This window comes from Zunongwangia profunda SM-A87, assembly GCF_000023465.1.
In the GTDB taxonomy this organism is placed as follows: domain Bacteria; phylum Bacteroidota; class Bacteroidia; order Flavobacteriales; family Flavobacteriaceae; genus Zunongwangia; species Zunongwangia profunda.
Genome location: NC_014041.1, coordinates 3,199,862 through 3,212,221, shown reverse-complemented (window position 1 = coordinate 3,212,221; position 12,360 = coordinate 3,199,862). Strand labels below are relative to the sequence as shown.

Sequence of the window (12,360 nt, the reverse complement as noted above, 5' to 3'; positions counted from 1 at the left end):
AATGAGTTTATTTAGTTTAGAAGGAAAAACTGCATTAGTTACCGGGTGTAAGCGCGGAATAGGTTTTGCAATGGCCGAAGCTTTAGCCGAAGCCGGCGCTAATATTTTAGGCGTTTCAGCTTCCTTAGAATTAGAAGGTTCTAAAATCGAGAAGCGCGTTAAAGAAATAGGGAAGGAGTTTAAAGCCTACCAATGTGATTTTTCAGACCGTAAAGCATTGTATGCCTTTATCGAAAAAGTAAAAGCTGAAAATCCACAAATAGATATATTAGTCAATAATGCCGGAACCATTTTAAGAGCCCCGGCAGCCGAACATTCCGATGAATATTGGGATAAAGTAATTGAAGTCAACCAGAACGCACAGTTCATTTTAACCCGGGAAATCGGAAAAGAAATGTTGAAACGCGGACACGGAAAAGTAATTTTTACCGCTTCCTTACTAACCTTTCAGGGCGGGATTACCGTTCCCGGTTATGCCGCTTCCAAAGGCGCTATTGGCCAGTTAACGATGGCATTTTCAAATGAGTGGGCATCTAAAGGTGTTCAGGTGAATTCCATCGCGCCCGGTTATATTGCTACCGATAATACACAAGCTTTACGCGATAATGAAGAGCGTAGCGAAGCGATTTTAGCAAGAATCCCTGCAGGTCGTTGGGGAAAACCAGAAGACTTTAAAGGACCAATTACCTTTCTCGCTTCCAAAGCCAGTGATTATATGACCGGAAGCATCCTTACCGTCGATGGCGGTTGGATGGGACGTTAAACAGAAACAAAACAAATGAGTACAAAGACATTTATAACAGATAATTTTTTGTTGGAAAATAAATATGCTGAAGAATTATACCATCAGTATGCCAAAAACCAACCGATTATCGATTATCATAACCACCTAACTCCCGCGCAAATTGAGGCCGATACACAATTTGAAAATATTTCTCGTGTTTGGCTTAACGGCGATCATTACAAGTGGCGTGCGATGCGAACCTTGGGGGTCAATGAAAAATACATTACCGGTGATGCCAGTGATCAAGAAAAATTTGAAGCCTGGGGGAAAACCGTTCCGCACACGCTTCGCAATCCATTGTATCATTGGACGCATTTAGAATTAAAACGTTATTTCGGGATTGATGAATTGCTGAATGAAAACAATGCTTCTACCATTTATAAAAACGTAAATGCACAATTGCAGCAACAAGAAAATTCGTGTAGAGGATTGTTAAAGCAGATGAATGTGGAAACGCTTTGTACTACTGAAGATCCTACAGACGATTTAAAACATCACCAAAGCATCAAGCAACAAAATATTGGCATTAAAGTAAGTACCGCTTTTCGTCCCGATAAATCCATCTTGATTGATGCAGAAGGCTACACCGATTATCTACAAGAATTAGGAAAAGTTGCTGAGGTTGATATTCAGAGTTTTCAAGATTTAAAAGATGCGTTACAGAAGCGTATCGAGTATTTTGATGAAAATGGCTGTAAATTGTGCGATCACGGATTAAACGCGATGTCTTTTGCTGAATTTACCGAAGCTGAAATCAATACGATTTTTAAAAACAAGCTTTCCGGAAAAGAGATTTCAGTCACAGATGCTGAAAAATTTAAAACTGCGATTTTACTGTTTTTAAGTGAAAGCTACCATCAATTTGGATGGGTGCAACAATTCCATTTAGGCGCGCTTCGGAATAACAACAAACGGATGTTAGCGCAACTCGGACCCGATACCGGTTGGGATTCGATAGGCGATTATAGTCAGGCCGAAAAATTGTCCCGATTTTTGAATACCTTAGATGGAAAAGATAAACTGACCAAAACTATTTTATATAATCTGAATCCTGCCGATAATGAAGTATTTGCCACCATGATTGGTAACTTTAACGATGGCAGCGTAAAAGGCAAAGTACAATGGGGCTCGGGTTGGTGGTTTTTGGACCAGAAGGACGGAATGGAAAAGCAAATGAATGCGCTTTCCAATATGGGCTTAATTAGCTGTTTTATTGGGATGTTAACCGATTCCAGAAGCTTCCTTTCGTTCCCAAGGCACGAATATTTTAGAAGGGTGTTGTGTAACCTCTTCGGAAAAGAAATGGATTCGAGTGAATTACCCCAGGATATGGATTTGGTAGGAAGTGCCATTGCCAATATTTGCTATGGAAATGCCAAGGATTATTTCAACTTTTAAATGAAAAACTCAAAACAACATAAAAAAATCGTTTCCTTCGGGGAAGTTCTAATGCGTTTATCGCCTGCAGAAAACAGGAAGCTTCCGCAGGCAAAAACAATGGATTTTTACTTTGGGGGCACCGAGATGAACGTCGCGGCTTCCTTAGCCTATTTTGGCGAGAAAACCCAACAAGTAACCAATGTCTCTAAGGATTTGGTAGGCGATGCTGCTATTGCAGCGATGCGCCAGTTTGGGATCGATGTCTCCGCCGTCAATAAAGTAGATCATCCATTGGGAATTTACTTTTTAGAAGTCGGTTCAGGATTACGTGCTAGTAAAATTGCCTATAATCGTTTACACGGAAGTTTTGCCAATATCACTCCCGAAAGTGTTAATTGGGAAGAAGTGCTAGAAGGTGCCGGTTTTTTACATTGGACTGGAATTTCTCCAGCTATTTCAGAAGGCGCTTACCAAACCTTAAAAGAAGGTTTGCAGGTTGCTCGGGAAAAAGGAATTGCCGTAACCGCAGATCCTGCTTACCGAAGTAATCTTTGGAAATATGGAAAAGACGGTCACGAAATTTTAAAAGAACTGGTAGGGATGTCAACCATTTTTGTGGGTGGCGTTAATGAAATTAATGAGATTCTAAAAACCGATTTCGATTTTTCTAAAGAAGGTTTTATCGAGGCAAGCAAAGCTTTACTAGAAGCTTGTCCTTCTATCGAAAAAGTGTTTGATAAAATTCGCGATGGCGTGAGTGCTTCTTGGCAAAAAATCTATGGTCGTGCGTGGACGGGTAGCGAATATATTGAAACCCAACAATTAGAAATCACCAATGTAGTTGACCGGATTGGGACTGGAGATGCCTATGCCGCCGGACTTATTTATGGCTTAATTCATTTTGACGATCAACAAGCCCTGAATTTCGCCAATGCCGCCTGTGCCTTAAAACACACCATTTTAGGTGATGCCAATCTGGTAAGCCCAGAAGAAGTGTTGGAAGTCATTGAAGGAAGCACCGGTGGGAGGATAAAAAGGTAGGAACGGCGACTGAGTGATTGCGATCTAAGGAGCAATTGTATTGAAGCCAAAGCGAGAGCTGAAGTTAGAATTTAGGAGTTAGAAAGTAGAAAAAGATAGAAGAGAATATAGAGAATAGACGAGAGAGTCTTGATTCTGGAAGCAGGAAACAAGAAATAAGATGAGTGTCATATCAACAATTACGATAGCTATCGGAAGAGAGATCGCGTATAACTGAGAAAAGAAAGTAGATTTGAAAATGAAAAACATAACTTTAAATCTTTAACTTTTCAACTTTGAACGCTACTGTCACTTCGAGTGATTTTTTTGTAGCGATAGCGGAAATAAAATAGTACCGAGAAGTAATAAGAAACGAGGTCTGGATACAAATTTCAATTATCATCGAAATTCACTCGACCTGACGGTAGATGAGGAAAATAGAGAATAGAAAATAGACGTTAGATTTTAGAGTCTTGATTCCGGAAGCAAGAAATAAGAAACAGGGATCAAGATGATTTGAAAATGTGTCAATTTGAAAATGAAGAAAACACAACTTTAAACCTTTAACTTTTCAACTTTGAACGCTCCTTTAGCGGCGACTGAGTGATTGCGACGCAGGAGCAATTGTATCGAAGCCAGAGCGGAAATTGAAGTTAGAATTAAGTAATGAGAATTGAGTATTTAGAATATAAAGTCTAGACTCTAGAAACAAGAAAATTTGAAGATATGTTGATGTGAAGATGTAGATAAGAAAAAATAACTTTTAACTTTCAACTTTTCAACTTTGAACGCTACTGTCACTTCGAGTGATTTTTTTGTAGCGATAGCGGAAATAAAATAGTATCGAGAAGTAATGGGGAGCGAGGTCTGGATACAAATTTCAATTATCATCGAAATTCACTCGACCTGACAATGGGTGAGGAAAATAGAGAATAGAATATAGAAAATAGACTTTAGATTTTAGAGTCTTGATTCTGAAAGCAAGAAATAAGAAACAGGGATCAAGATGATTTGAAAATGTGTCAATTTGAAAATGAAGAAAACACAACTTTAAACCTTTAACTTTTCAACTTTGAACGCTCCTTTAGCGGCGACTGAGTGATTGCGACGCAGGAGCAATTGTATCGAAGCCAGAGCGGAAATTGAAGTTAGAATTAAGTAATGAGAATTGAGTATTTAGAATATAAAGTCTAGACTCTAGAAACAAGAAAATTTGAAGATATGTTGATGTGAAGATGTAGATAAGAAAAAATAACTTTTAACTTTCAACTTTTCAACCTTGAATTCTACTGTCACTTCGAGTGATTTTTTTTGTAGCGATAGCGGAAATAAAATAGTATCGAGAAGTAATGGGGAATGAGGTCTCGATACAAATTTCAATAGTGATTGAAATTCACTCGACCTGACAATGGGTGAGGAAAATAGAGAATAGAATATAGAAAATAGACTTTAGATTTTAGAGTCTTGATTCTGAAAGCAAGAAATAAGAAACAGGGATCAAGATGATTTGAAAATGAAGAAAACACAACTTTAAACCTTAAACTTTTCAACTTTGAACGCTCCTTTAGCGGCGGCTAAGAAGCCAAAGCGGTGCTGAAGAATTATAAATAACAAAAAAGCTTAAAACAAACAGCTAAGCTATAAACAAGAAACAATGGCCTTTCCATTTAACACCGAATATCCATCTATAGAATCGCTTCGGGAGCGTGCCCAAAAGCGTATGCCGCGTTTTGCTTTTGAGTATTTAGACGGAGGCTGTAACGAAAATATCAACATAAAAAGAAATACTGATGAAATCAGGGAAATTCAGTTAAAACCCCGATACCTGAAAAATTACAGTAATTCAAAATTAGAAACCGAGTTATTCGGTATCAAATACGACGCGCCTTTTGGAATTTCCCCTATCGGCTTACAAGGCTTAATGTGGCCCAATGCGCCCGAAATTTTAGCAAAGGCCTCTTTAAAGCATAACATTCCGTTTATTTTAAGTACCGTCACTACTACTAGCATCGAGCGTGCCAGCGAGCTCACAGAAGGCCGTGCCTGGTTTCAGCTCTATCATCCTACCGAAGACTGGTTGCGTGACGATATTTTAAAACGCGCTGAAGCCGCTGAAGTACCGGTATTGGTGATTTTATGTGATGTGCCCACATTTGGCTACCGTCCAAAAGAAATTAGAAACGGCCTGGCAATGCCACCACAAATGAATTTTAGGAATGTATTGCAGGTGATGGGAAAACCAGCTTGGGCATTACAAACTCTAAAGCACGGTGCGCCCAACTTTGCCACGATGAAAAAATATATGGATAAGGGAATGAGCATTAAACAGCTCGGCGCCTGGATGAATGCCACTTTTTCTGGTCGGTTAAATGAAGAAAAAATTAAACCCTTACGTGATTTATGGAAAGGTAAACTGGTCTTAAAAGGTGTAGTTTCCGATGAAGATGTAGAGGAAGCCATCCGTTTAGGTTTTGACGGAATTATCGTTTCCAATCACGGCGGTCGTCAATTGGACGCTGGGGAATCGACCATTAAACCACTTTCAAATATCGCTGAAAAATATAAAGACCGCATTACGGTAATGATGGACAGTGGGATCCGTTCGGGTCCGGATATCGCGCGGGTAATGAGCAGTGGAGCCGATTTCAGCTTTCTTGGTCGTTCCTTTATGTACGGCGTGGGTGCTTTAGGCGATCAAGGCGGTGACCATACCATAGCAATGTTAAAAATGCAATTGCAACAAGTCTTAGAACAGGTTTGCTGTGAGAAAGTAACCGATTTACCGAAGTATTTGGTGAAAGAATAGTTACTAGTAGTTAGGTATTAGGAAATAGACGCTAGGTTTTAGAAGATAGAATCAGGAACCAAGAACCAAGACGTCAAAGCGGCGGCTGAGTGATTGCGACATAGGAGCAATGGTACCGAAGCCAGAGTGGAATGAAAAGGTAGGAAGTTAGAATTGAGAAGTTAGAAAATAGAGAAAGAACAAGAAACAAGAAGTGTCACTTCGAGTGATTTTATGGCAGCGTTAGCGGAAATAAAATCGTATCGAGAAGTAATAAGAAACAAGGTCTCGATACAAATTTCAATAGTGATTGAAATTTACTCGACCTGACAAGAATTGAGAAAACATAGACGAGAGAATAGAATACAGACAGAGGGTCTTGATTCTGGAAGCAGGAAACAAGAAATAAGATGAGTGTCATATCAACAATCCCGATAGCTATCGGGAGAGAGATCTCGTTCAATCGAGAAAAAGAAAGATGATTTGAAAATGAAAAACATAACTTTAAATCTTTAACTTTTCAACTTTGAACTTAACTGTAGCGGTGGCTAAGTAATTACGATGTAGGAGCAATGATATCGAAGCCAGAGCGGAAATTGAAATTAGAATTAAGTAATGAGAATTGAGTATTTAGAATATAAAGTCTAGACTCCAGAACAAGAAAATTTGAAGATAAGTTGATGTGAAGATGTAGATAAGAAAAAACAACTTTTAACCTTTCAACCTTAAACTCTACTGTCACTTCGAGTGATTTTATTGTAGCGATAGCGGAGATAAAATAGTATCGAGAAGTAATGAGCAACGAGGTCTCGATACAAATTTCAATAGTGATTGAAATTCACTCGACCTGACAAGAATTGAGAAACTAGAAAAGACTGGAGGAATAAGAATCAGGAGTAAAGAACCAAGACAAGCGTTAAAACGACGGCTAAGTAATTACGATGTAGGGGCAATGATATCGAAGACAGAGGGGAAATTGAAATTAGAATTAAGTAATGAGAATTGAGTATTTAGAATATAAAGTCTAGACTCTAGAAACAAGAAAATTTGAAGATATGTTGATGTGAAGATGTAGATAAGAAAAAATAACTTTTAACCTTCAACTTTTCAACCTTGAACTCTACCGTCACTTCGAGTGATTTTATTGTAGCGTTAGCGGAGATAAAATAGTATCGAGAAGTAATGAGGAACGAGGTCTCGATACAAATTTCAATAGTGATTGAAATTCACTCGACCTGACAAGAATTGAGAAAAGAGAGAATAGAATATATACTAGAGACGCTAGATTTTAGTAACAGTAAGAAAGAATCAAAACGTTCGCTTTATCCGGAAACCTGCCCGTCCAGCAGGTGGGGTTGCTGCTTTTTTGGTAATGACAAAAAAGTAGAGAGAAGTAATAAAAAAACAATAAATTAACCTATAACCATTATCAAATGGCACAATATTCAAGAATAGCAGTAGCAGAGCAAATGAAAGCAACCGGGATTGTTCCTGTGTTTTATCACGCCGATGTGCAAACCTGTAAAGATATTTTAAAAGCCTGCTATGACGGCGGCGCTCGTGTGTTCGAGTTTACCAATCGCGGGGATTTTGCCCACGAGGTATTCGCCGAGCTGGTGAAATACGCCACTAAAGAATTACCTGGAATGATGTTGGGCGTAGGTTCGGTGATCGATGCAGGAACTACCGCTTTATATCTTCAGTTGGGCGCAAACTTCATCGTTTCCCCATTAATCAATGCTGAAATGGCAAAAAACTGTAACCGTAGAAAAGTAGCCTGGATGCCGGGTTGTGGTTCGGTAACCGAAATTAATTATGCTGAAGAACTGGGCGCTGAAGTCGTTAAGATTTTTCCCGGTTCCCAAGTGGGCGGACCTTCATTTGTGAAAGCCGTAAAAGGCCCTTTACCCTGGTCTAGTATTATGCCTACCGGTGGTGTTTCTCCTACCGAAGAAAATTTAAAAGAATGGTTTTCGGCCGGAGTTCATTGCGTAGGTATTGGTTCTAAATTATTTCAGAAAAAAGAGGACGGTAGTTTCGATTTGAAGAAAATAGAGGAGAAGGTCCAGGAAGCCCTTCAAATTGTAGAAAGTTTAAAGAAATGATTTCAACCAAAAGGAAAACAGCAGTAAGTGTTCTACTGGCTTTTACTTTGGTTTTTTCAGCTTGTAAAGAAGAAAGAAAAAACCAGGTCATTCGTCTGGGGCACGGCTTGGACGTCACCCATCCCGTACATAAAGCCATGAAATTTATGGCAGATCGAGTTGAAGAAAAGTCCAAAGGCCAATTAAAAGTTGTCATTTATCCAAGTCAGCAACTAGGCACCGAAAGGGAACTGGTAGAGCTTTTACAAATCGGTAGTTTAGGAATGACCAAAGTCTCAACCGGTGTCGTAGAAAATTTTGCTCCCGAATTAAAAGTGTTTGGCTTACCCTTTTTATTTAAAGACCGCGAACATCGGTTTAAAGTTTTAGAAAGTAAAATAGGTGAAAATTTATTAGAGGCCAGTGTGCGAAATCGTTTGAAAGGATTGACTTTTTACGATGCCGGAAGTAGAAGTTTTTACAGTACCCAAGCATTAAATTCCCCTGCAGATTTAAAAGGGCAGAAAATACGGGTAATGGAAAGCCAGACTGCCATTAATATGGTAAAATATTTGGGAGGTTCACCAACTCCCGTAAGTTGGGGAGAATTGTATACCGCATTACAACAGGGAATTGTAGATGGCGCTGAAAATAACCTGCCCAGTTTTTACCTGTCCTACCATTACGAAGTGTGTAAGCATTATATGGTCGATGAGCATACGGCGCTTCCGGATGAACTTTTAATAAGTACCATAGTTTGGGATAAACTTTCAAAACAAGAGCAAAAATGGTTAAAGGAAGCAGCGATGGAATCTTCAGAATATGAAAAAAAGATTTGGCGTGAAGCCGAATTGCATGCCTTAGAAGAAATAAAAAAGGCTGGCGTAAAAGTTACTTATCCAGAAAAAGAACAATTTAGGGAAATGGTTCAACCAATGTATGATGAATTTAAGAAAGACCCGCAGATGAAGAAAACCATTGAAGCCATTCAAGCTGTAAAATAATAGTGAATGATGAAAAAAATATTAGATAAAATATTGGGAAGCATATTGGTCTTTTTAATGGCTTTTATTGTACTTGCCGTTTTATGGCAGGTGTTTTCTCGATATGTGCTACAGAATCCAAGTTCCGTAACCGAGGAGATTGCCCGATATTTAATGATTTGGATCGGAATTTTAGGAGCCGCTTATGCTTCAGGACAACAAGAACATTTAGCCATTAATATACTTCCGCCTAAGTTAAATGAGCGCAATCGTATTCGCCTGCGAATAGGCATCAACATTCTAATTATTCTATTTGCGGTATCTGCGTTAATTATTGGTGGCGGTAATTTGGTGTACATCAGTTATTTGTTGGGGCAAACTTCCGCAGCCTTAAATTTACCCTTATCGGTAGTGTATGCAGTGTTGCCTATAAGTGGTATCCTGATTATTGTCTATAAATTGAATGAAGTGTTCAAGCCTAAAAAATACTTGCTATGATTGCAGAAATATTATTGTTGGTCATTTCGTTTTTAATCCTGTTAAGTATAGGGGTTCCTGTAGCCTGGTCTATTGGTATTTCCTGTTTATTAACTTTAGCCGTTTCTATAGATTCGCTTGCGGCATTTACTACAATGGCACAACGAATGGCAACGGGGCTGGACAGTTTTTCCTTATTGGCTATTCCGTTTTTTATTCTCGCAGGACAAATTATGAATCAGGGTGGGATTGCCCATCGGCTTATTAATTTTGCGAAAGCCCTTATTGGTTCGATGCCTGGCGGATTAATTTATGTAAACGTCATCGCAGCGATGCTTTTTGGAGCCATTTCAGGATCAGCAGTAGCAGCTGCTTCAGCCATTGGAGGAATCTTAGGGCCACCGATGGAAAAAGAAAAGTATTCCAAAGAATTTGGTGCTGCCATTAATGTAACTGCATCCACCACCGGATTGATTATTCCGCCTTCCAACGTATTAATTGTCTATTCATTGGCGAGTGGTGGAGTTTCGATTGCGAGTTTATTTTTAGCCGGTTATATTCCAGGAATTTTAATGGGATTAGCGCTAATGTTAGTCGCTGCCGTTTGGATTAAAAAGAAAAAATACCCACCGGGAGAAAAAACCAGTGCCAAGAAAATCGTCACTACCTTTTTAGATGCCTTACCCAGTTTGTTACTGTTGGTAGTTGTAATAGGCGGAATCGTTTCCGGGATTTTTACCGCGACAGAGGCTTCCGGAATTGCCGTTTTATACACTCTAATTCTGGCCATTATTTACAGGGAAATCAACTTAAATAAATTACACAAAATCTTTTTAAGTTCGGTAGTCACCACTTCAATTGTCTTATTATTAATCGCCACTTCCATGGGAATGTCCTGGGTGATGTCTTTTGAAAATATTCCGCAGACGGTAAGCGATGCCTTACTAGGTTTGAGTGATAATAAATATGTGATTCTTATCATCATTAATTTACTACTGCTTTTTGTAGGCACATTTATGGATATGACGCCGGCTATCTTAATTTTCACCCCTATTTTCTTACCTATTATGAAAAGTCTAGGGGTAGATCCGGTTCATTTCGGGATGATTATGGTCATGAATTTATGTGTAGGCTTATGTACCCCACCGGTAGGATCGGTATTATTTATTGGAGTAGGAGTGGCTAAAACCACTATTCAAAAAGTAATGAAACCCTTGCTGCCACTTTATATAGCCATGGCAATTATCCTGTTATTAGTTACTTATTTACCACAAATAAGCCTGTGGTTACCAGGTTTATTTGAATAAAATGCTTAGAGAATTTATACAAAATGAAAATATTAAATAGACGAAACGCCAATATCACAGAGCCTTTACCTATAAAAGTGGTTCAGTTTGGCGAAGGAAACTTTTTAAGGGGCTTTGTCGATTTTGTGATTGATAAATTAAATAAAGAAGCCAATTTTAATGCCGGTGTTGCCGTCATTCAGCCTTTAGCTGTTGGATTAGTAGAACTACTGAATGAACAAGACGGGTTGTACAACCTTTTTATGAAAGGTGTAAAGCAAGGCGAAGAAATTCAGGAGCAGCGTACCATTTCCTGTGTTCAGAAAGGAATAAATCCCTATAAGGATTACGATGAATATTTAAAATTAGCCGAAGAAGAAAGCTTAGAATTTATTATTTCGAATACTACAGAAGCCGGAATCGCTTATGACGAGTCAGACACTTTAGAGGGAACGCCGCACAACAGTTTTCCGGCCAAATTAACTGTATTATTGTATAAAAGATTTCAACATTTTAAAGGAGATAAAGCAAAAGGATTAACGATCATTCCGTGTGAATTAATTAATTACAATGCCGATACTTTAAAGAAAATTATCCTTCAATATGCCGAGTTATGGGAGTTGGAATCCGATTTTGTAAATTGGATCAATAACAGCAACAGCTTTCATAACACGCTGGTAGATCGTATTGTTCCCGGTTATCCAAAAGATGATATCGAAAGTTACCAAAGCAAATTAGAATTAGAAGATAAATTGATTGTTTCCGCAGAAGTATTTTTACTGTGGGTGATTGAAGGCGGGGAAGAATTAAAAGCAAAAATTCCGTTCGATCAAATCGATGAAAACATTTTAGTGGTAGAAGATATGCAGCCTTACCGAACCCGAAAAGTTCGAATTTTAAATGGTGCACATACCACGATGGTTCCTTTTTCTTTACTCTTCGGAAATGAAACCGTTAAAGAAACGGTAGATCACGAATTTACCGGAGCTTTTGTAAGAGAAGCTATTTTCAATGAAATTATTCCCACACTTTCCTTACCTGAAGAAGAATTAAAAACATTCGCTGAAGAGGTCTTAGATCGATTTAGAAATCCGTTTATCAAACATCAATTGGCGAGTATCGCTTTAAATTCCGTTTCAAAATTTAAGGTCAGGGTGTTACCAAGTTTGTTAGCTTTCCAAACGAAATGTAATCGATTACCTTTACATTTAAGCTTTGCTTTTGCTTGTTTAATTCGGTTTTACAAAGGAGAATGGAACAATCAAAACCTTCCCATCAACGATGATGAAAGTATCGTGACCGAATTAAAACGGATTTGGGAGTTGCATAGTTATCAGGAAATAAGTGAGCAAGCACTGAAAAAAGAAAAATTCTGGGATCAGGATTTAACGCAAGTTCCGGGATTAAAAGATCAGGTAGCAATGGCGTTGGAATTGATTGAAACCAAAGGCATAGAAGAAGGTTATAAAAAGTTTGCAGGGAAGTAAACCTGCAATTTTATCACAGTCCGGATAGCTATACAGGACCAACCTTTGAGGTCTGGAAGACGATAAAAACCCTA

Annotated in this window: 9 protein-coding genes; all 9 read left to right on the top strand. The window is 38.6% G+C overall.

Features of this window, described 5'->3' with window-relative positions; all coding sequences use genetic code 11:
• The first annotated feature begins 1 nt into the window (after position 1).
• Positions 2-763, top strand: a complete 762-nt coding sequence (locus tag ZPR_RS14030; RefSeq protein WP_013072378.1) for an SDR family oxidoreductase — start codon at positions 2-4, stop codon at positions 761-763.
• Between the two features lie 15 nt (positions 764-778).
• Positions 779-2,182, top strand: coding sequence for a glucuronate isomerase (gene uxaC / locus ZPR_RS14025; protein WP_041578950.1), 1,404 nt, complete (start codon positions 779-781; stop codon positions 2,180-2,182).
• Positions 2,183-3,205: a sugar kinase gene (locus ZPR_RS14020; RefSeq protein ID WP_013072376.1), complete on the top strand. Its 1,023-nt coding sequence runs from the start codon at positions 2,183-2,185 to the stop codon at positions 3,203-3,205. It begins immediately after the preceding gene.
• Positions 3,206-4,838: 1,633 nt separating this feature from the next.
• The gene (locus ZPR_RS14015; RefSeq protein WP_013072375.1) at positions 4,839-5,990 is read left to right on the top strand and encodes an alpha-hydroxy acid oxidase; all 1,152 of its coding nucleotides are present in this window, start codon (positions 4,839-4,841) and stop codon (positions 5,988-5,990) included.
• A gap of 1,412 nt (positions 5,991-7,402) precedes the next feature.
• The gene (locus tag ZPR_RS14010) at positions 7,403-8,074 is read left to right on the top strand and encodes a bifunctional 4-hydroxy-2-oxoglutarate aldolase/2-dehydro-3-deoxy-phosphogluconate aldolase (protein ID WP_013072374.1); all 672 of its coding nucleotides are present in this window, start codon (positions 7,403-7,405) and stop codon (positions 8,072-8,074) included.
• Positions 8,071-9,057 (top strand): TRAP transporter substrate-binding protein, encoded by a 987-nt coding sequence (locus tag ZPR_RS14005; protein ID WP_013072373.1) that lies wholly within the window; start codon positions 8,071-8,073, stop codon positions 9,055-9,057. The genes ZPR_RS14010 and ZPR_RS14005 overlap by 4 nt, the downstream gene beginning before the upstream one ends.
• 6 nt (positions 9,058-9,063) lie before the next feature.
• Positions 9,064-9,534: a TRAP transporter small permease gene (locus tag ZPR_RS14000; protein WP_013072372.1), complete on the top strand. Its 471-nt coding sequence runs from the start codon at positions 9,064-9,066 to the stop codon at positions 9,532-9,534.
• Entirely contained in the window at positions 9,531-10,820 is a 1,290-nt protein-coding gene (locus tag ZPR_RS13995) for a TRAP transporter large permease (protein WP_013072371.1), read from the top strand. Before ZPR_RS14000 ends, ZPR_RS13995 begins: the two co-directional genes overlap by 4 nt.
• 23 nt (positions 10,821-10,843) lie before the next feature.
• Complete coding sequence (locus tag ZPR_RS13990; RefSeq protein ID WP_013072370.1) at positions 10,844-12,286, top strand: tagaturonate reductase; 1,443 nt, start codon at positions 10,844-10,846, stop codon at positions 12,284-12,286.
• Positions 12,287-12,360: the final 74 nt, after the last annotated feature.